Source organism: Polaribacter gochangensis, from assembly GCF_046224025.1.
Classification (GTDB): domain Bacteria; phylum Bacteroidota; class Bacteroidia; order Flavobacteriales; family Flavobacteriaceae; genus Polaribacter; species Polaribacter gochangensis.
The window spans coordinates 849,080-868,842 of record NZ_JBJXRF010000002.1; the positions used below are offsets into that span (position 1 = coordinate 849,080).

General features: G+C 30.7%; 20 protein-coding genes. 9 read left to right on the plus strand and 11 right to left on the minus strand.

All coding sequences use genetic code 11. The features are described 5' to 3' along the window. Positions 1 to 6: 6 nt before the first annotated feature. The 5 genes from ACEWL1_RS09175 to ACEWL1_RS09195 all read right to left on the minus strand — a co-directional run bounded on the left by ACEWL1_RS09175 (position 7) and on the right by ACEWL1_RS09195 (position 4,971). Complete coding sequence (locus tag ACEWL1_RS09175) at positions 7 to 201, minus strand: YwbE family protein (RefSeq protein ID WP_409232999.1); 195 nt, start codon at positions 199 to 201, stop codon at positions 7 to 9. After that, positions 201 to 1,133 carry an NAD(P)H-dependent flavin oxidoreductase gene (locus tag ACEWL1_RS09180; protein ID WP_409233000.1) on the minus strand — a complete coding sequence of 311 codons (933 nt, stop codon included), beginning with the start codon at positions 1,131 to 1,133 and terminating at the stop codon, positions 201 to 203. Before ACEWL1_RS09180 ends, ACEWL1_RS09175 begins: the two co-directional genes overlap by 1 nt. Next, a complete protein-coding gene (locus ACEWL1_RS09185) occupies positions 1,133 to 2,791 on the minus strand; it encodes a S8 family serine peptidase (RefSeq protein ID WP_409233001.1) in 1,659 nt (552 codons plus the stop codon). The genes ACEWL1_RS09180 and ACEWL1_RS09185 overlap by 1 nt, the downstream gene beginning before the upstream one ends. Before the next feature lie 56 nt (positions 2,792 to 2,847). Beyond that, positions 2,848 to 4,035, minus strand: a complete 1,188-nt coding sequence (gene mnmA, locus ACEWL1_RS09190; protein ID WP_409233002.1) for a tRNA 2-thiouridine(34) synthase MnmA — start codon at positions 4,033 to 4,035, stop codon at positions 2,848 to 2,850. A gap of 213 nt (positions 4,036 to 4,248) precedes the next feature. Beyond that, the gene (locus ACEWL1_RS09195) at positions 4,249 to 4,971 is read right to left on the minus strand and encodes a toxin-antitoxin system YwqK family antitoxin (protein WP_409233003.1); all 723 of its coding nucleotides are present in this window, start codon (positions 4,969 to 4,971) and stop codon (positions 4,249 to 4,251) included. A gap of 38 nt (positions 4,972 to 5,009) precedes the next feature. Between ACEWL1_RS09195 and ACEWL1_RS09200 the strand changes: the two genes are divergently transcribed. The 7 genes from ACEWL1_RS09200 to ACEWL1_RS09230 all read left to right on the plus strand — a co-directional run bounded on the left by ACEWL1_RS09200 (position 5,010) and on the right by ACEWL1_RS09230 (position 12,075). Continuing rightward, entirely contained in the window at positions 5,010 to 5,591 is a 582-nt protein-coding gene (locus ACEWL1_RS09200; protein WP_409233004.1) for an adenylosuccinate lyase, read from the plus strand. 63 nt (positions 5,592 to 5,654) lie between these two features. Next, positions 5,655 to 6,998: an adenylosuccinate lyase gene (gene purB / locus ACEWL1_RS09205; RefSeq protein WP_409233005.1), complete on the plus strand. Its 1,344-nt coding sequence runs from the start codon at positions 5,655 to 5,657 to the stop codon at positions 6,996 to 6,998. After that, positions 6,998 to 7,423, plus strand: a complete 426-nt coding sequence (locus tag ACEWL1_RS09210; protein ID WP_409233006.1) for a hypothetical protein — start codon at positions 6,998 to 7,000, stop codon at positions 7,421 to 7,423. The genes purB and ACEWL1_RS09210 overlap by 1 nt, the downstream gene beginning before the upstream one ends. Next, a complete protein-coding gene (locus tag ACEWL1_RS09215) occupies positions 7,423 to 8,190 on the plus strand; it encodes a TerC family protein (protein ID WP_409233007.1) in 768 nt (255 codons plus the stop codon). The genes ACEWL1_RS09210 and ACEWL1_RS09215 overlap by 1 nt, the downstream gene beginning before the upstream one ends. A 52-nt stretch (positions 8,191 to 8,242) precedes the next feature. Next, the gene (locus ACEWL1_RS09220; protein ID WP_409233008.1) at positions 8,243 to 8,518 is read left to right on the plus strand and encodes a hypothetical protein; all 276 of its coding nucleotides are present in this window, start codon (positions 8,243 to 8,245) and stop codon (positions 8,516 to 8,518) included. A 57-nt stretch (positions 8,519 to 8,575) separates the two neighbouring features. Then, complete coding sequence (locus ACEWL1_RS09225) at positions 8,576 to 10,816, plus strand: TonB-dependent receptor (protein ID WP_409233009.1); 2,241 nt, start codon at positions 8,576 to 8,578, stop codon at positions 10,814 to 10,816. A 128-nt stretch (positions 10,817 to 10,944) separates the two neighbouring features. After that, a complete protein-coding gene (locus tag ACEWL1_RS09230; protein ID WP_409233010.1) occupies positions 10,945 to 12,075 on the plus strand; it encodes a DmpA family aminopeptidase in 1,131 nt (376 codons plus the stop codon). On the opposite strand, the gene ACEWL1_RS09235 is transcribed toward ACEWL1_RS09230, so the two are convergent. Both ACEWL1_RS09235 and ACEWL1_RS09240 read right to left on the minus strand, forming a co-directional pair. Continuing rightward, entirely contained in the window at positions 12,076 to 13,371 is a 1,296-nt protein-coding gene (locus ACEWL1_RS09235; protein ID WP_409233011.1) for an MFS transporter, read from the minus strand. 41 nt (positions 13,372 to 13,412) lie between these two features. After that, positions 13,413 to 14,222 (minus strand): M48 family metallopeptidase, encoded by an 810-nt coding sequence (locus ACEWL1_RS09240; RefSeq protein ID WP_409233012.1) that lies wholly within the window; start codon positions 14,220 to 14,222, stop codon positions 13,413 to 13,415. Between the two features lie 123 nt (positions 14,223 to 14,345). Between ACEWL1_RS09240 and msrB the strand changes: the two genes are divergently transcribed. Further along, positions 14,346 to 14,828 carry a peptide-methionine (R)-S-oxide reductase MsrB gene (gene msrB / locus ACEWL1_RS09245; RefSeq protein ID WP_409233013.1) on the plus strand — a complete coding sequence of 161 codons (483 nt, stop codon included), beginning with the start codon at positions 14,346 to 14,348 and terminating at the stop codon, positions 14,826 to 14,828. Between the two features lie 42 nt (positions 14,829 to 14,870). Continuing rightward, complete coding sequence (locus ACEWL1_RS09250) at positions 14,871 to 15,425, plus strand: DUF1572 family protein (protein ID WP_409233014.1); 555 nt, start codon at positions 14,871 to 14,873, stop codon at positions 15,423 to 15,425. A gap of 18 nt (positions 15,426 to 15,443) precedes the next feature. On the opposite strand, the gene ACEWL1_RS09255 is transcribed toward ACEWL1_RS09250, so the two are convergent. From ACEWL1_RS09255 to ACEWL1_RS09270, 4 genes are all read right to left on the minus strand, one after another. Further along, a complete protein-coding gene (locus ACEWL1_RS09255; protein ID WP_409233015.1) occupies positions 15,444 to 16,199 on the minus strand; it encodes a LytR/AlgR family response regulator transcription factor in 756 nt (251 codons plus the stop codon). Positions 16,200 to 16,202: 3 nt separating this feature from the next. Then, complete coding sequence (locus ACEWL1_RS09260) at positions 16,203 to 17,225, minus strand: histidine kinase (protein WP_409233016.1); 1,023 nt, start codon at positions 17,223 to 17,225, stop codon at positions 16,203 to 16,205. Next, positions 17,222 to 18,235: a sensor histidine kinase gene (locus tag ACEWL1_RS09265; RefSeq protein ID WP_409233017.1), complete on the minus strand. Its 1,014-nt coding sequence runs from the start codon at positions 18,233 to 18,235 to the stop codon at positions 17,222 to 17,224. Before ACEWL1_RS09265 ends, ACEWL1_RS09260 begins: the two co-directional genes overlap by 4 nt. An 89-nt stretch (positions 18,236 to 18,324) precedes the next feature. Beyond that, positions 18,325 to 19,704, minus strand: a complete 1,380-nt coding sequence (locus ACEWL1_RS09270) for a hypothetical protein (protein WP_409233018.1) — start codon at positions 19,702 to 19,704, stop codon at positions 18,325 to 18,327. Positions 19,705 to 19,763 lie beyond the last annotated feature (59 nt).

The window sequence follows — 19,763 nt, forward strand, 5'->3', positions numbered from 1 at the left end:
AAGCTATTATTTAAAAACCTCTTTCACTCTCCCAACAATACCAGAAGTTAATTGCACTTTTATTCCGTGGGGATGATTTGGTGAGTTTGTTAAGATGCGTTTTACAATTCCTTCGGTGAGTTCTCCGCTTCGTTGATGGTGTTTTTGAACAACACTTACTGCTACTCCAACTTGTATGTTTGCTCTTTTTGTTCCGTCCATTAAAATTGTTTTTTTACTGCATCAAATTCTTGCATCATTTCGTCAATCACTTCTTTGGCAGATTTTATCTCGTGAATCATTCCGGCAACTTGCCCAATTTCTAATTCGCCATTGTCTAAATCGCCTTCAAACATTCCTTTTTTTGCTCTTGCTCTTCCTAGTAATTCTTTAATTTCTTCAACAGTCGGATTGAGTTTATACAATTCTTGTATTTGTTGATAGAATTTATTTTTCACCAATCTAACTGGTGCTAATTCTTTTAAAGTTAACTCAGTATCACCATCTTTAACGTTGATAATGGTTTGTTTAAAGTTTTCGTGTGCAGAAGATTCTTTGGTTGCAGCAAATCTACTACCAACTTGTACGCCATTTGCTCCCAATACCATTGCGGCTAACATGGCGCGTCCAGAACCAATTCCGCCCGCTGCAATCACAGGGATTTTTACCTGTTCTTTTACCATCGGAATTAACGTAAACGTAGTTGTTTCTTCCCTTCCGTTATGTCCGCCCGCTTCAAAACCTTCACAAACTACTGCGTCAACTCCGGCAGCTTCTGCTTTTAAAGCAAACTTTACAGAACTCACAACATGTACAACAGTAATTCCTTTTTCCTTTAAAAAAGCCGTCCACGTTTTCGGATTTCCGGCAGAAGTAAACACAATTTTAACGCCTTCTTCTACAATAATTTCCATGATTTTTTCAATATCTGGATACAACATGGGCACGTTTACGCCAAAAGGTTTATCTGTTGCTTTTTTACATTTTTGAATGTGTTCTCTAAGCACATCTGGATACATAGAACCCGCTCCAATTAAACCCAAACCACCAGCATTAGAAACTGCCGATGCTAATTTATAACCAGAAACCCAAATCATTCCTCCTTGAACAATTGGATATTTTATATTAAATAATTGTGTGATGTCTTGTTTCATTATTTTTTTAACAACTTTATTGTTTTATGCTGATTTCCGTTCGTTATTTTTAAAATGTAAATTCCAGAATTTAATTCTGAAACATCTACCATTTTAGTTTTCAATCCAACTTTTTCAAATACTTTTTTCCCGATTACATTAAAAATTTGAATCTTGGCATTTTCTAAAATTTGGATAGAAGTCTTGATCGTTAATCTGTTGGTTACTGGATTCGGATATACAGTTGTGGCGTTTAAAAATTCTTGGTCATCAACACTTAAAACAGTATTGTATGCATTTTCAAAATTCGGAATTCCGTAACCGTGTTGTGCAGTCGGACTGTTATATTTATCGGCAGATTCACGAATGCGTTGCATAATTTGGTAATTTGTTAAGTTCGGAAACGCTTCCCAAAAACACGCCACAACTCCAGCCATAATTGGCGAAGAAAAAGAAGTTCCGTTTCCTGTTCTTGGCAAACCATTATAAACACTTATCACATATGAGCTAGAACCTTGTGCTAAAACATCTGGTTTAACTCGATTATCTGAAGTTGGTCCATAAGAACTAAAACTAGCAATAACATTAGAAGCATTTACGGCTCCAACAGAAAAAACAGAAGCTGCATCAGAAGGTGCTCCCATATATTTCCAGGAAACACTTCCTTCATTTCCTGCAGAATTCACTAAAATCATTCCTCTCGAAGCTCCGATTTCTGCTCCACGAGTAATAAAAGTAGTTTTGCCATCCATATCAGCGTACGAATAATTATAATTCGGATTATCAAAAGTGGTATAACCCAACGAAGTATTGATCACATCAACACCTAAACTATCTGCTCTTTCAGCTGCTTCTACCCATAATGTTTCTTCTAAAGGAACTTCATTTAATGGATCTTCTGTTCTAAACAAATAAAAGAAGGCATCAGGAGCAGTTCCAATAAATTTATTGTCAATATAACCCGCAATAGTAGAAAACACATTTGTACCGTGTTTGTTAATTATTGTAGAACTATTGTTTGGATGATACTCTACAACGTAAAAATTATCACTTCTTTTTACAAAATCATAACCACCAAGTATTTGATTGTTATTTCTAACTCTATTAAAAGCGCTCAACGTATTTACGCCTGCAAAGCCGCCATCAATTATTGCAATATGCATTTTTTTTCCTGTAAATCCTTTTTCGTGTAAAAAATCACCTTTTAGCATTTCTATTTGATTACTTGCATCACCATAAAGAAATGTTGTTGTTGCTTCAGAAAATTTATTTCGTTTTGGTATGCTAATCGTTTTCTGACTTACTTTTCCTTTTGCATTTAAGCTTCTATTTGCAAATTCTATGTTATCAACAAAAGAAAAAGTAGTTTTTAAACTAATTATCTTAGCTTGTGTACCTTGAACATGAATTGCATTTAACCATTTAGATTTCGCCAAAACGGTAATTCCTGTTGTGCTTTTAATCTGAGAATAGTAGGTTGCATCAATAGGTACATCTTTGTTATCAAGTGCAATATTTTGTCGTGTTCTACGATCTAAAGCGCGTTGAGATAACATGGTTAATGGAGATGCAATATAAGTTGCTGCGTTTGGCTTGTCTTTTAAAAATACCCAAGCATCTTCTTGAGAAAATCCTTGAAAACAGTATAAAAAAGCAATTAGGGAGATTATTTTTTTCATCAACTTAAGTTTATAAGTCGAAAATACTACTTTTTAGAGAGGTAATAAAATACTGCTTAAGAAATAACTCCAGAACCTAACAGTTCTTCGTTTTGATACCAAGCTACAAATTGACCTTCTGTAATGGCAGATTGTTGGTTTTCAAATTCAACATACAAACCATTTTCTACTTTATAAAGTGTAGCTTTTTCTAATGCTTGTCTGTAACGAATTCTAGCTTCCACCTCTAATGATTCGCCAGTTTCTAATCTTAAATCTTCGCGAATCCAATGCAATTCTTCGTTGCTAACAAACAAGCCTTTTCTGTACAATCCTGGATGGTTTTTTCCTTCACCAGCATAAATTACATTTTCTTCAACATCGGTTTCTATCACATACAACGCTTCTTTTGTTCCGCCAACATTTAATCCTTTTCGTTGTCCTTTGGTAAAATAATGTGCACCTTGATGTTTGCCAACAGTTTTTCCGTCTGCAATTGAATATGAATATTTAGTTGCATAAAAAGCCAATTCTTCTTCTTTATTAGAAAAAGCTGGAATTGTTCTATTATAAATTTCAGAATTAGCTGGAATTGTGACAATTACACCTTCTTTTGGCTGCAATTTTTGTTGCAAAAATTCTGGCAAACGTACTTTGCCAATAAAACACAATCCTTGAGAGTCTTTTTTATTCGCGGTAATTAAATCTGCTTTTTTAGCAATTTCTCTAACTTCTGGCTTTGTGAGTTCTCCAATTGGGAATAATGCTTTTGCTAATTGTTGTTGCGATAATTGACATAAAAAATACGATTGATCTTTATTCACGTCTTTGCCTGCCAATAATTTATAAACTGGATTTCCGTCTACCTCTTCTTCGCCTTTTCTACAATAATGTCCGGTAGCTACATAATCTGCTCCAAGGTTTAGCGCAATGTCCATAAAGACATCAAATTTGATTTCTCTATTACACAACACATCAGGATTTGGCGTTCTTCCTTTGCTGTATTCATCAAACATATAATCTACAATACGCTCTTTGTATTGTTCGCTTAAATCTACAACTTGAAAAGGGATTCCTAATTTATCTGCAACAATCATAGCATCGTTACTGTCTTCTAACCACGGACATTCGTTAGAAATAGTTACAGAATCATCGTGCCAGTTTTTCATAAACAAGCCGATTACTTCATACCCTTGTTCTTTTAACAAATATGCAGTTACACTACTATCAACACCACCAGAAAGACCAACAATTACACGTTTCATTTTTAATAAAATTGACTGCAAAGATACAAATCAATTGGGAGATTAACACATTGAATTTACTGATGTATTGATAAGAAAAAGTTATGTATTCTTTAGTTGGCTCAACGATATGTCATTTCGAGTAAAGCGAAGCGAAATCGAGAAATCTTTATCATTCTTGGTGAAAGATCTCTCCACTACGTTCAATACGAAAGAGAAAATAAAAAACGTCTTTTAATTTTTATTCTTGATTGTATTTTTCAAGGATTCTTTTCTTTCTTTATCGGTTGCAAGTTCTCCATCTAGATAAAATTCCCATTTGCCAATGCGTTTTCCGTCTTTATAAAGGCCACGTTCTTTAAGATTTCCACTTAACTCAAAGTATTTTGCAAGTCCGTTTGCCAAACCATTTTCAAACAACACTTCTTCAATTAATACTTCTTTGTCAGAATATTTTTTAGAAACGCCGTGTAACAAACCATTTTTATATTCAGATACTTCTGCTTTCTTTCCGTTCGATTCAAAATAGACCGTCACTTTTCCTTCTAGTTTTCCATCAACGTAAAATTCTTCTGAAAAAACAGTTCCTTTTTTGTAGAAATACGTCCATTTCCCCACTCTTTTTTTACCTAAAAATGCTCCGATTACTCTTGTTTTTCCATTGTCAAACAAATACTTTACATCGATAGAGTCAGAATCTTTTTTAAAGATTTTAATAGCTTCTGGATAGGTAGAATATTTAATGCTGTAAAACTTAAACGTTCCTACTTCTTTACCGTTTTCAAACTGCCCTGTATATTTAATTCTCTTATTGGTCGTATAATATTTTTTCCAAGGACCAGTTCTCTTTTTGTTTTTATCAAACTGATTGTATTTTTGAGCAACAGCAGCATTTCCGTTTAAAAAAAACGAAAAAAGGATACCAACAAAAAATAGTCTTTTTATATTTATCATCATCAAACAATTATCTAGCAAAGATACGCAACTATGCTTTTATGAATAAAGATTTTTTAGTTTCAGCATTACAATCCATGGAAAATGCTAAAAGAGAAAACAGAGATAAGGTAGCAAATATTGTGTACAACAATAAAGAATTATTTAAACACCTGGTTTCTTTAACTTTTGAGGTAGATGATAAAATTTCTATAAAAGCTGCATGGATTTTAGAATGGATTTGCACACACGGAGATTTACGTTGGATGATACCACATCTAGAAGAATTTACACAAAACATTTCTAGATTGCGTTTTGATAGTGCCATTAGACCTTGTGCAAAAATTTGCGAACACCTTGCAACTGCTTACTCTTCAAAAAACGAAAATGAATTTAAAACCACATTAACTATAGCACAAATTGATAGCATTGTAGAAACTGGATTCGATTGGTTAATTACTCCGCAAAAAATTGCTGTTAGAGCGTATACAATGACCACTTTATATTTATTTGGATTGCAAAAAGATTGGATTCATCCAGAATTAGAGCATTTAATTAGCACAAAAATTATAAAAGAAAGTAAAGGTTGTAAAGCAAGAGGAACCTATATTTTATCGCTGATAAAAAAGCGTCAAAAAATCTAAAATTACACGACAAAAGTTTCTTTAAAACTGTATTTTTGCCAAAGACAACACAACATATCTAAAATGAACTTATCTGAATTAAATGCCATCTCTCCTATTGATGGAAGATATAGAAATAAAGTAGTAAAATTAGCTGATTATTATTCTGAAGAATCTTTGATAAAATATCGCGTAAAAGTAGAAATCGAATACTTTATTGCGTTGTGCGAAATTCCGTTACCTCAACTGAGTGATTTTAACACCGATTTGTTTGTTGATTTAAGAAAAATATACACCACCTTTTCTACTGAAGATGCTCAGAAAATTAAAGACATTGAAAAGGTTACCAACCACGATGTTAAAGCGGTTGAGTATTTTATCAAAGAAGAATTTGACAAATTAAATTTGTTGAAGTACAAAGAGTTTATTCACTTCGGATTAACTTCACAAGACATTAATAATACTGCAATTCCGCTCTCAATAAAAGATGCTATCGAAGGAGCTTATATTCCTTCGTACAAAGAACTTGTAAAAAAAATAGAAGAACTTTCTGTTGAATGGAGCGATGTTTCTATGTTGGCAAGAACGCATGGTCAGCCTGCTTCTCCAACTCGTTTAGGAAAAGAAATTAATGTATTTGCAGTACGTTTACACGAGCAATTTAAAACTCTAGAAAACATACCAAATGCAGCAAAATTTGGTGGCGCTACAGGAAATTACAATGCGCATCATGTTGCGTATCCAACTATAGATTGGAAAGCTTTTGGAACTCGTTTTGTTGAAGAAAAATTAGGTTTACATCATTCGTTTCCAACCACACAAATTGAGCATTACGATTATATGGCTTCTTTGTTTGATTGTCTAAAAAGAATCAACACCATTATCTTAGATCTAGACAAAGATATTTGGACTTATGTTGCGATGGATTATTTCAAACAAAAAATTAAAGCTGGAGAAATTGGTTCTTCTGCAATGCCACATAAAGTAAATCCGATTGATTTTGAAAACTCAGAAGGAAATTTAGGAATTGCAAATGCATTGTTTGAGCACTTAGCTGCAAAGCTTCCTATTTCTAGATTGCAAAGAGATTTAACAGACAGTACCGTTTTAAGAAATGTTGGCGTTCCGTTTGGACACACATTAATTGGATTTACATCAACCTTAAAAGGATTGAATAAATTATTGCTAAACAAAGAAAAGTTTGAGCAAGATCTAGAGAATAATTGGGCTGTAGTTGCAGAAGCAATTCAGACAATTCTACGAAGAGAAGCCTATCCAAATCCGTATGAAGCCTTAAAAGGATTGACAAGAACTAACGAAAAGATTACCCAAAAATCGATTGCAGATTTTATTGATACTTTAGCCGTTTCTGACGCCATAAAAAAAGAATTAAAAGTTATCACACCAGCTAATTTTACAGGAATATAATGAAAAAAATAATCATCGCACTTTTTGTCTTAATAGGTATTGCATCTTGTAAAGAGCCTGTTATTATTGACAATAACAATCAGTTTAAAGTTGGAGTTTTTGAAATTCCTGCAGGAAAAGGATACAGCAAAACAATTATTACAAGAATAGATAGTTTACAAATAGAAGAATATACAAAAACTGTAGAAATATCTACAGATAGTAGTTCTTACCAACGTACAGAAAAACATATTGACACGCTGTTTGTTGAGTGGAAAAACAACTTTTCTTATAGCTTACGAATGAAAAGTCCAAAAACGAGTTTAGATAAAGACAAAATTTTTGTGACCATCAATAAAGTAACAGATTCTTCTTATAGCTTTACTGCTAAAATTGGTTTTTCAAAATTCAAACAAACTGGCACTGTATATAAAGTTAAACAATAATGGAAATTTTTGCAGATATTGATACTTGGGTTGCACTATTAACGCTAACCTTTTTAGAAATTGTTTTAGGAATAGATAATATTGTTTTTATTTCAATTGCAACCAGTAAATTACCAAAAGAACAGCAGCGTAAAGGAACAAATATTGGCCTTGTCTTAGCCATGATTTTTAGAATTATTTTGTTACTTGGAGTTTCTTATTTAATTGCAATGAAAGATCCCTTTTTTAGCATTCATACTTCTTGGTTATCTACAGAAATTACCGGTCAAAGTATCATTTTAATTTTAGGGGGAATTTTCCTTTTGTATAAAAGCACCAGTGAAATACATCATAAAGTAGAAGGTACAACGCAAGATGCTACTACAAAAAAAACAGCAACTACTTTATCAAAAGTAATTGTTCAAATTGTTTTAATTGATATCGTTTTTTCTTTTGATTCGGTTTTAACTGCAGTTGGTATGACAAATGGCGTAAACGGGGCTTTAATAATTATGATAACTGCCGTAGTTATTTCAATGTTAATTATGATGATTTTTGCAAATCCTGTTGGACGCTTTGTTAATAATCATCCAACAGTACAAATGCTTGCACTATCTTTTTTGATTTTAATTGGGTTTATGTTAATCACCGAAGGAGCACATTTAGCAAATACTGAAATTTTTAACAATTCTATAGGAGCTATTCCAAAAGGATATTTATATTTTGCGATCGCTTTTTCATTAGGTGTTGAAGCATTGAATATGAAAGTTAGAAAAAAAAGAAAATAAAACAATCAAAAAGTTAAAAAAACATATCATCCTTTTTAGTGTATTTTTAATATTGACTCCGTCAATAATACAATTAGCACACACTTTAGAAAATCACAAACATGCAGTTTGTGTTTCTGTTGATGTTACTCACATACACGAAAAAGATTTAGACTGTACTCTTTTACATAGACAATTACAAACAGTATCAGTAGACTTTCCTTCTAATTTTGATGTAATTCCACAACATTACTACACAACTCTTTATTCTAAAAAACCACAAGTAAAAGTTGTTGAATTTATCTCCAAAAAAACCACTCGAGGCCCACCATTTTTTATTGTTTCTTAAATTCTGTCGATTTACTATTGACAAAACATTTTAATACAACAATAAAAAATACAATACATGAAAATAATCATAAAAGCCTTGTTATTCTTAGGCTGCCTATCTATTACAGCACAAAATAATTTATCAGGAACCGTTACAGATATTCATAATGAGCCATTAGTTGGCGTTGAAATTTATACTACAGAATATCACAAAGGAACTATTACAGACGATAACGGAAAGTTTTTATTAAAGAATTTACCCAATGGAAAAGTAAAAATTTCTTTCTCTTTTATTGGTTTTGAAACTCAAACTAAAACAATAGAGTTTAACTCTAAAAACGTACACTTAAATATCTTTTTACAAGAATCTGTTTTTACAATTGACGAAGTAATTATCTCAACCCCTTTTAATAAATTACAGTCAGAAAATGTAATGAAAGTAGAACGATTAACTGCTACATCAATTAAAAGAACTGGTTCGCCAACATTAATGGCCGGATTACAAAAACTAGCGGGAGTTTCGCAAATTTCTACCGGAACTTCTATAGGGAAACCAGTAATTAGAGGTTTAAGCGGCAATAGAGTTTTGGTCTATGCACAAGGAGTTCGTTTAGAAAATCAACAATTTGGAGACGAGCATGGTTTAGGGTTAAACGATGGCGGAATAGAAAGTGTTGAAGTAATAAAAGGTCCTGCTTCACTACTCTACGGATCTGATGCTTTGGGTGGTGTTTTGTATTTAAATCCTGAACGTTTTGCTGCAACAAATACCACAAACGGATTTGTAAATCAACAATTTTATAGCAATACTTTAGGAAGTAATACTTCTGTCGGATTTAAAAGTTCTGCAGAAAAATGGAAGTTGTTAGGACGAATGAGCTCTAATTTACATTCAGATTATAAAACTCCAAATAACCAAAGAGTTACAAATACTCGCTTTAAAGAAAGTGATTTTAAAATAGGCATTGGATACAATTCAGATAGTTATTCTAACGAATTTAGATACAACTTAAATAGATCTGTTTTAGGAATTACAGAAGGCATTGGAAATCAATCTACCGATTACACACCAGAAGAGCCTTTTCAAAAAGTAGACAACCAAATTTTAAGCTTGCATAATCATTTCTTTTTTGGGAATTCTAAATTAGATGTTGATTTAGGTTATATTTTTAATGACAGACAAGAGTTTGAAGAACATGACGCAGGAGAAGAACATCACGGAGAAGAAGAAGCTGCTTTGCGATTAAAATTAAGAACATTTAACTATAACATAAAATACAATCTACCCACTTTTAAAAACGGTATTGAAAGTATTTTAGGAGTTCAAGGAATGTATCAAAAAAACAAAAACTTCGGAGAAGAGTTGTTAATTCCGAATGCAAAAATTAATGATATTGGTGTGTTTTATACCATCAATAAACAGTTTAAAAATTCAGCTTTACAAGGGGGAATTCGTTTTGATACAAGAAAACTAGAAACCGAAAAACATATTGTTGTTCATGATGGTGATTCGCATGTTTTTAATCCTTTAGATAAAAACTATACAAGTTTTACTGCTTCTTTAGGATATAAATTTACATTGTTTAATAAAGTAACAACTAGAATTAATATTGCAAGCGGATTTAGAGCACCCAATTTAGCGGAGTTGACTTCAAATGGTGTGCATCATGGTACGAATCGTTTTGAAGTAGGAAATGCAGATTTAGACACAGAAAAAAATGTTCAAATAGATCTTTCATTAGAGTATAAAACTGCACATATTGAGTTTTTTGGCAACGGTTTTTACAATCATTTAAACGATTATATCTTTTTAGCTCCGACCGGAACAATAGAAGATCACGCACCAGTTTTTAAGTACACACAGCACAATGCAAAATTATATGGTGGAGAATTTGGATTTCATTTACATCCGCATCCAATAGATTGGTTGCATTTAGAGAGTAGTTTTGAAATGGTTGTCGGAAAACAACAAAACGGAGATTACCTACCTTTAATTCCGGCCAATACTTTTAAAAATACTTTTAGAACAGAATTTAACATTAAGAATTGGTTAAAAAACGGATATTCTAACTTAACAGTAACATCAACATTGTCTCAAGAAAATGTTGGCTTATTTGAAACAGCTTCTGATGGATACCATTTAGTTTCTATTGGTTTTGGTGGTGATGTGGAGTTGAATTCTTTAAAATTTAATACTACAATTTCTGTAAACAATGCATTTGACACCAAATACATTCATCATTTATCAAGATTGAAACCAGATGGAATCCTAAATGCAGGAAGAAATATTGTCATGGGAGTTAGTTTTAAAATATAAATCAATTAAAATTACATAATCAAAAAGAGGTTTCTATAATTTTAGAAACCTCTTTCTTTTTCAATACAAATCATAATATATAAATTACCTAACTTAGCATCAATCACAAACTTTAAAATTTACCTAAAATGAAACTTTTTAAAACCTGCTTTATTATTGCTTTTTTATTGGTAACTGATTTATACTCTCAACAAAAAAGAGTTCGTGATTACGGTATTGAAGTTGGCGTTTTAAAGCCTGGAAAAAACAACGCAATTACTGATGTATTTGGTGTAAAAGTGGGGCATACTACTATTATTAAAGGAGACAATGTTAGAACTGGAGTTACAGCAATTTTACCCCATTCAGATAATATATTTCAATATAAAGTTCCGGCTGCAATTTATTTAGGAAATGGTTTTGGAAAACTTGCAGGTTATAGTCAAGTTAAAGAATTAGGCAATATTGAAACTCCTATTATTCTTACAAACACATTGAGTGTTCCTGTTGCTTCAAATGCACTAATTACTTATACTTTAAATCAACCTGAAAACAAAAATGTTAGTTCTGTAAATTCTGTTGTTGGAGAAACGAACGATGGTTATTTAAACGATATCAGAGGAAGACATATAACAGAAAAACACGTAATAGAAGCCATTCAGAATGCAAAACCAGGAATGGTTGCCGAAGGAAATGTTGGTGCAGGAACAGGTACAATTTGTTTTAATTATAAAGGCGGAATTGGAACTTCATCAAGAGTGATTCCTGAAAAATATGGAGGATATACAGTGGGGGTTTTGGTACAAACAAATTTTGGTGGTGTATTTGAATTAAATGGTGTTCCTGTTGCAAAAGAATTAGACAATTATCCAAGAAGTTTTACGTATGATGTTGATGGTTCTTGTATGATTGTTGTGATGACGGATGCGCCTTTGAGTTCTAGAAATTTAGAGCGATTGGCAAAACGTGCAATGATGGGATTGGCAAAAACAGGCGGAATTGCATCCAACGGAAGTGGCGATTATGTAATTGCTGTTTCTACCGCTAAAGAAAATAGAATTCCACACAATAGTAAATCTCAGTTTTTAGATAAAAAGGAATTAAGAAATGGCATTATTTCTCCATTATTTTTAGCAACTATTGAGGCAACCGAAGAAGCAATATTAAATTCGCTTTTTGCTGCAAATACGTTAAAAGGAAGAGATCGTCACGAAGTAAAATCTTTACCAATTGATAAAGTTGTTGAAATTGTAAAAAAACACAACGGAATTAAAAAATAATTAACGTACGTGTTTTGTTTTCTTTAAAGTACTGATTACAATAAAAGAAGCTAAAAAGAAAATTGCTAAAGACAAAACGCTCCACTGCATCGAATCTGTAATAGCATATAACAATCCGTAAACAAAAGTTCCTAAAACAATTGCTATTTTTTCTGTAACATCATAAAAGCTAAAATAAGTAGCATGATCTTGAGTTTCTGGTAATAATTTAGAATAGGTTGAACGTGTTAACGATTGTATTGCTCCTTGTACCAACCCTAACATTCCGCCTAATCCATAAAAATACAAGGCAACATTTTCTTGGCTTTTATCCAACATAAAGGCTGCAAAACAAACCAACATCCAAGTAAGAATTGTAATTTTAATTGCTTTGATATTTCCATATTTCTCAGAAATTCTCGAAAATAATGCAGCTCCAACAATTGCAACAATTTGCACTAATAAAATAGTTACAATTAAATTCATGGTTGGCAATCCTAATTCGCTAGAACCAAAAATTGCTGCCATTAAAATAATGGTTTGGACTCCAATACTTAACAAGAAAAATGCAATTAAAAATCGTTTTAAATTTGAGTAATTACGCAACTCTTTCCAAACTTTTTTTAGTTCTTTAAAACCTTTCCAGATATAATCTTTCTCTGGTTTTCTATTGTAAATGTCGTCTGGTAATCTTTTAAAAGTAATTTGAGCAAAACCAATCCACCACAAACCTACCATCACAAAAGAAATACGAGAAGCCATTCCAGATGTAATTCCGAATGCCTCAGGCATTTGAATCATTATCAGGTTGATAATCAATAAAATAACCGAACCTGCATAACCGAAGATAAATCCTTTTGCACTTGCTCTGTCTTGTTGTTCTGGTTTGGCAACTTCTGGTAAATAAGCATTGTAAAAAACGATACTTGACCAAAAACCAATACTTGCAAACATGGTAAAAACAATTCCAATCCAAACAGTATCAACACTCTCAAAAAAGTATAAACTCATCACGGAAATTGCACCTAATGCACAGAAAAATTTCATAAATTTTTTCTTGCTTCCAGTATAATCTGCAATACCAGATAAAATTGGAGACATAAATGCGACTATCAAAAAAGAAAATGAGAGTGCATAACTATATAGCGTATCTGGGTGATCCCAATCAGTTCCTAAAAATCGAACGGTTTTTCCTTTTGTAATTGCTGTAAAATACAACGGAAAAACTGCTGTACTGATCACTAATGAGTATACAGAATTAGCCCAATCGTAAAAAGCCCAACCATTAATAAGCTTTTTGTCCCCTATGTTTAGCATGAAAATAAAATTTAGTTAGTTTGAGAACACAAGATAAACTTTTATTTTACAATTGGAGTTGAATTGAATTTTTTAGCCAAAGCTCTTGCTTCTGGTAAATAGGCTTTTAATGTTTTTATTCTTGATTCGTTTGAAGGATGCGTACTTAAAAATTCTGGTTGAGAAGATTTCCCAGCTCTTTTACTCATTCTTACCCAAACTTGAGCAGCTTCTTCTCCGTTATAACCGGCCATAATCATAAATATTAACCCCAATTTGTCTGCTTCAGATTCGTGAGTTCTGCTATAGGCTAACATACCAACTTGAGAGCCAACTCCATAAACCATATTCCAAATTTTAGAATTGTCATCATCTTTTGTTCCGTATGCAACAGCAATTCCACCTAAAGCTTGAATCTGGCCATTTCTCATTCTTTCTTGACCGTGTTTTGCAAACGCATGCGCAACTTCGTGCCCCATAACAGCTGCAATTCCGTCTTCATTTTCACAAATTGGTAAAATTCCGGTATAAAAAACTACTTTTCCTCCAGGCAAACACCAAGCATTTACAGTTTTATCTTCTATTAAATTAAACTCCCATTTATAAGAATCTGCTTCTTCTACCATGTTATTGGCACGCATAAATTTATCTACAGCAACAGAAATTCTTTTTCCTATATCTTTAATTTGTTTTGTTTTTTCAACATCTTTAGATTTTTCATTTTTCTCTAAAAAACCTTTGTATTGCGCAAAACTTAAAGGTAAAACTTGTGAATCTTCAACAGGTGCAATTCTTTTTCTACCTGTAATTGGCACTGTACTACATTGTACTAAAAAGATTGATACAAGTACTAAAATCGTTATTTTTTTCATAGTTCTATTCATGATATTATATCCATTTAACGAAACGTAAATTTACATATTCTATTTAAAATAAAATGTCTTTCTTGTAAGATGATTTGATTAGAATCGACCTACAGTAAAAATCAACCAAAAATGCAAAAATTACTTTCTATAATTATCTTGATTTTATTTATTAGTTGTGCAACGAATGCTCAAGATAAAGAAGAGAAAAAACAAGGATATAAAATTACTAAAACAGAAACTGAATGGAGAAATATACTATCTCCAGAAGCATTTTTTGTATTAAGAGAATCGGGTACAGAAACTCCTTTTTCGCATCCATTTAACAATACTAAAGCTGAAGGAGTTTACGTGTGTGCTGCTTGTAAAACACCTTTGTATTTATCTAAATTTAAATATGATTCAGGCTCTGGTTGGCCTAGTTTTGATAGAGCCATTAAAAAGAATGTTGAGCTTGATGTTGATTATGAAATTGGCTTTGCAAGAACCGAGTTAAAATGCAATACTTGTGGTGGACATTTAGGGCATTCTTTTGAAGACGGCCCCAAAGAAACAACTGGTCTACGTCATTGTATTAATGGTGCTGCTCTACTATTTATACCAAAAGAATTGTAAATAAAATGTATCTTTATTGTCAAATTCAACAACACTAACAAAATGGATTCTTCATACCTTCCAAGCGTACTAAAACAGTTTGAATACAATAAAAGTTTGGGTGATAAAACTTTTCATCAATTGACAAAAGAGCAACTTTTTTGGCAATATAACGATGAGAGTAATTCTGTTGCAACCATCGTAAAACACATTTCTGGAAATATGTTGTCTCGTTGGACAAACTTTTTAACAGAAGACGGAGAAAAATCTTGGAGAAATAGAGACGATGAATTTATAAACTCTTACAATTCTAAAGAAGAAATGATTGCTGATTGGGAAAAAGGTTGGCAATGTTTGTTTGATAGTTTACATAAAATTACTCCAGAAAACAGCGATACAATTGTCTACATCAGAAATGAAGGACATACAATTGCAGAAGCAATAAACAGACAATTGTGCCATTATTCTTATCATATCGGACAAATTGTAGTGATAGGAAAAATGACTAAAAATACCGATTGGAAAACTTTATCAATCGCAAAAAATGCTTCAAAAAATTATAATGAAGAAAAGTTTTCTCAAAAGAAAACGCGAAAACATTTTACTGAGGATTTGTAATTGCTAATTTGATTAAAACTAATTACCCGCAAACCAAGTTTTAAAAGCGTTTACTTTTTCTCTACTTACAATGATTTCTTTTTCATTAAAAACTATAGATGTAATTTTTAATCTACTGTTAGAATACACCAATACATCTTGAATGTCAGAAATATTTACAATAAATGTTCTATTGACTCTAAAAAACTCTGTTGGACTTAAAATTTCTTCTAAACTTTCTAATTTAAAATCTAAAATATATTTTCTTTTAGTATTTGTAATTAAATAAACGATTCTTCCATCTGCATAGAACAATGAAATTTCAGAAGTTTTAATAGAATGTATATGATTTCCTAATCGAACTAAAAATCGATCTTTAGTTTTTTTCTCTGCAATTTGCTTTACCACATTAATCATAGAATCGTTGCCGGTAAAAACTTTTTCCATTTCAGTAAGTTTACTCATCGCTTTTGAAATATCTGTAAATGTGATTGGTTTTAGAATGTAATCAATACTATTTACTTTAAAAGCATCAATTGCATATTCATCAAAAGCAGTTGTAAAAATTACAGGTTTGGAGATACTTACTTGATTAAAAATTTCGAAACTCAATCCGTCAGTTAGTTGAATATCCATAAAAACCACGTCGTATTCTTCCTTTTTTTGAAACCAAGAAACAGCTTCTGTAATACTAGAAAGTTTTTCTACAACAGCAATATTTGTATTGTACTTAGACAAATAACGTTCTAGTTTTTCTATCGCTAAAATTTCATCTTCTATAATTACTATTTTCATTTTCTAATCTTTAATTTCTAACTTCGGAATTGATATAACTCTGCGGTCTTTAATTTCCTTTAATTCTAGTTGATGAACATTGTAAACACTATAAACCCTAGCTATTTCTTCTATTTTTTTAATGCTAAACTCATTATTTATTTTGTCTTCGGTTGCGTAACTTATTGTAAAATTTGTTTCATAAAAAAAGATTTCTATATCTAAAGAAACTTTTGATGAAACTATTGTTGTTTTGATAATTTGTTCAATAACAAAAAGTAATGTTCCTGGAACAATTAAAAAATTTGCATTTTCTTTTACTGAAATAATTACATTTCTATAAGGCAAATGATTGTAGAGTTTTACGAATTCTTTTAGTACCTCTTTCTCTTCATTAAATGAAACTAATTGATTTTTTCTGCTAGATAAAATGTATCTATAAATGGTTGATAAATGATCAATAAACTCATCAACTTTATCAATATTTTCATCAATAAGAATCAGCAACATTTCAAAACTTTCAAACAGTAATTCTGGATTGATTTCTCTTTTAAATTGTTTAAAATCTTCTTCAATATTTTGTTTGATTAGAATTTCATAATCTAATTTTTGTGTATTAATTTTGTATAAATATTGATGACTTATATGTAATAAAACGTAAGAAACAGGAATACAACAATAAACACTATTAAATGTAATTATTTCCTTTATTGAGGGCGAAAATCCAGCAACTTGTTGATAATATAATTCAATTAAAAGTGTTATTAAGACTACACTTAGAATTATCGCTAAAACACAGTGTAAAATGAGTTTAAATACTGATCCTGTCTGAAATGGAATGTATTTAAAAAGCCATAATAAAAAACGAGAAAATTCATGAACTATATAAGACAGTGTAATGCTTACATATAGTTCTTGTCCTAAAAATTGTTCTTGTAATTGTCCAATATTATTGTTGATTAACAAAATTAATAAGTAAGCTACAACTCCAGTAAAAATTGGGCTTAAAAATCGAAATAACGAAGTATGTATAAATAATTTTCTCATCTAATAATTGGAATTTTAACTGTAAATTTTTCTCCATTACTGATAGAAATTCCTTTATTAACTAGTAATAAATACCGTTTATTTATATTTTTTAATCCTACTTTAAAAGATGCTTTATCTTTTGGTGATTCTGTAATTGTATTCTGAATACAAATAAAATCACCTTCAATAAACACTTCAATTAGTAAAGGATTATCAATACTCATTGTATTGTGTTTTACGGCATTTTCAACCAACATTTGTAAACTTAATGGCGGAATTTTAGTTTCCAATAAATCGTCATTAATAGTAATGTTTGCTTTGAATTTATCCTCAAATCTTATCGCTAATAAATACTGGTAGGATGCAACAAAATCTAATTCTTCTTTTAAAGTAATTAGCTTTGAATGATAACTTTGTAAAGTATAATTATACAGGTTTGCCAACCTTCTTATAAACAATTTTGCTTTCCATTTATCAACAAAGACTAATGAAGAAACTGTATTTAAAGAGTTGAATAAAAAGTGTGGACTTAACTGAGATTTCAGTGCTTTTAATTGTAAATCTATTTGTTTGCGTTCTTGTTTAACAGATTCAATTTGCAATGTAGCAAAAGAATAATATGAGTAAAATGCAAAATATATCACTGAATAAATCAGTAAAATAATACATAACAAAATAGACAATTTTATTAGCAGCTCTTTATGATCATAAAAAAAATCTACTTCAGCTTTGAAAATACTTGTGTAAACATAAAATAAACCAATTGCCAAACAAACTGTAATTACATATTGAATGATAAAACCTAAAAATAATCTGTTATTTGTTTGCGTTTGCCAAGGAAAATAACTGTCTAATTTGTTAACAACATAAAACAAAACATAGCTAATAAAAATACCTGTAAACGATGCTAATGACGCAATTGTAAAACTAAATACTACTTCTTGGGTAGAACCGCTTATCACTAAATAATAGCTTAGTATTGTGCTTACAACAATGCTAGAAAAAATAATTATAAAGTGTTTTTTCAAAAGAAAGTTAGTTTGGTTTAATGTATATAAAGATACTCAATCTTAACTGAAATTAATTTAGTTAAAATTGAGTTTTAAATTCATTGTAATTAATTTATAGCTTTCATAACTCTACCGTAATATGTGTCAGAGTTAATTTTTTTTGCTGCAGTTCTATATGCATTTTTAACTTTTTCTGACGATTTATTAACTTGACCAGATAGCGCTACCAAAACAGATGTTAAAGAATAACTTGAACTCATTGTTCTAGCAGAAGATTCTATAATCATTATTAATTGATTTTCTGTTAAGTTTTTAGAAGCAATTTTTTTATAAATTGTAGAAACATAATGATCCGATTTTATATTCTCATCAACCATTTTTACCATTGTATTAATTGATGATGCGTTGTAATTATTATTTTTCATCATTTCAGTAATTATGCTAGAAATATAATGATCTGACTTTATATCTTTTATTGTTGCAAGAAATTGTTGGTGCGCTTTTTTAGATAAACTTTTATTATTTAATGCTGTTTTAAGAATTGTAACTTTATAATGATCTGATTTTATATCTTTAGTTAATGTTAAAATTTTACTCATGTTATCATCATTCATTTTTCTGTTTTCCATGATGCTTTTAAGCAACTGAGTTAAATAATGATCCGATTTTATTCCTTTAGTAATCTCTAATAAACTACTTAACTGTTTGTCAGAAATACTTTTGTCTTCAATTACTTTTTTAAGAATTCCTGTTGCGTAATGATCAGATTTTATATTTTTTGTCGCATTAATATATGCTGTTACCGTTTTATCATTTTTCAAAAATGCTTTTTGATTGCTCTTTAAGATTTGAGAAACGTAATGATCTGATTTAATATAATTTCCTGTAGTTTCTATAACTTTCACCAGATCATTTGTACTTAAATTCTTTTCTAATAATAGTTTTACATAAGCAGCTTTTACAAAATCACTTTTCATTTTTCTTACCTCGGATAAAACTCCATTTACTCCACCTTTATTGTAAAAACGATCTACTCTACTTTTTGCAGCAATGGTTGTAGTTCTTAAAATATCTGGTAAAATATCTGCCAACCATTTTTTCCCTTCTGGATGAAAAGGTTTTTCTGACCAACCAACATAATATTTCTTTACAAGCGTACCTGTTTCATTATGAATTACAATTCTTCGCTTAGTACCAAAACTAGATTTTTTAATTTCAATAAATCCACCCCTAGAAATTGCAACAATATCTTTATCATCATTTGATAAAGTTATATCTCCTTCATATTCTATTCTAAAATCATTTTGTCCATTTTTTACATGATACGTTCGAACTCCTCCATTTTTACTTGAACTAGAGTTTATGGTATAAGAATTACCTTTAGAAGTAGTAATACTTGTTTGAGCATCAACAAAATTAGATGTAAAAATAAATAGTACTAATACTGCCGCTAAAATTGATTTTCTGTAAATTGATATGGTTTTCATAATTCTATATTTTCTATTAGATAAAACAAATGTATATCAGTCTTGCTGCTTAAAAAAAG

What these genes read in the sequence shown, in the direction of transcription:
- ACEWL1_RS09175 (WP_409232999.1), bottom strand. Translation starts at nt 201, where the DNA reads ATGGACGGAACAAAAAGAGCAAACATACAAGTTGGAGTAGCAGTAAGT.
- ACEWL1_RS09180 (WP_409233000.1), bottom strand. Translation starts at nt 1,133, where the DNA reads ATGAAACAAGACATCACACAATTATTTAATATAAAATATCCAATTGTT.
- ACEWL1_RS09185 (WP_409233001.1), bottom strand. Translation starts at nt 2,791, where the DNA reads ATGAAAAAAATAATCTCCCTAATTGCTTTTTTATACTGTTTTCAAGGA.
- mnmA (WP_409233002.1), bottom strand. Translation starts at nt 4,035, where the DNA reads ATGAAACGTGTAATTGTTGGTCTTTCTGGTGGTGTTGATAGTAGTGTA.
- ACEWL1_RS09195 (WP_409233003.1), bottom strand. Translation starts at nt 4,971, where the DNA reads ATGATGATAAATATAAAAAGACTATTTTTTGTTGGTATCCTTTTTTCG.
- ACEWL1_RS09200 (WP_409233004.1), top strand. Translation starts at nt 5,010, where the DNA reads ATGAATAAAGATTTTTTAGTTTCAGCATTACAATCCATGGAAAATGCT.
- purB (WP_409233005.1), top strand. Translation starts at nt 5,655, where the DNA reads ATGAACTTATCTGAATTAAATGCCATCTCTCCTATTGATGGAAGATAT.
- ACEWL1_RS09210 (WP_409233006.1), top strand. Translation starts at nt 6,998, where the DNA reads ATGAAAAAAATAATCATCGCACTTTTTGTCTTAATAGGTATTGCATCT.
- ACEWL1_RS09215 (WP_409233007.1), top strand. Translation starts at nt 7,423, where the DNA reads ATGGAAATTTTTGCAGATATTGATACTTGGGTTGCACTATTAACGCTA.
- ACEWL1_RS09225 (WP_409233009.1), top strand. Translation starts at nt 8,576, where the DNA reads ATGAAAATAATCATAAAAGCCTTGTTATTCTTAGGCTGCCTATCTATT.
- ACEWL1_RS09230 (WP_409233010.1), top strand. Translation starts at nt 10,945, where the DNA reads ATGAAACTTTTTAAAACCTGCTTTATTATTGCTTTTTTATTGGTAACT.
- ACEWL1_RS09235 (WP_409233011.1), bottom strand. Translation starts at nt 13,371, where the DNA reads ATGCTAAACATAGGGGACAAAAAGCTTATTAATGGTTGGGCTTTTTAC.
- ACEWL1_RS09240 (WP_409233012.1), bottom strand. Translation starts at nt 14,222, where the DNA reads ATGAAAAAAATAACGATTTTAGTACTTGTATCAATCTTTTTAGTACAA.
- msrB (WP_409233013.1), top strand. Translation starts at nt 14,346, where the DNA reads ATGCAAAAATTACTTTCTATAATTATCTTGATTTTATTTATTAGTTGT.
- ACEWL1_RS09250 (WP_409233014.1), top strand. Translation starts at nt 14,871, where the DNA reads ATGGATTCTTCATACCTTCCAAGCGTACTAAAACAGTTTGAATACAAT.
- ACEWL1_RS09255 (WP_409233015.1), bottom strand. Translation starts at nt 16,199, where the DNA reads ATGAAAATAGTAATTATAGAAGATGAAATTTTAGCGATAGAAAAACTA.
- ACEWL1_RS09260 (WP_409233016.1), bottom strand. Translation starts at nt 17,225, where the DNA reads ATGAGAAAATTATTTATACATACTTCGTTATTTCGATTTTTAAGCCCA.
- ACEWL1_RS09270 (WP_409233018.1), bottom strand. Translation starts at nt 19,704, where the DNA reads ATGAAAACCATATCAATTTACAGAAAATCAATTTTAGCGGCAGTATTA.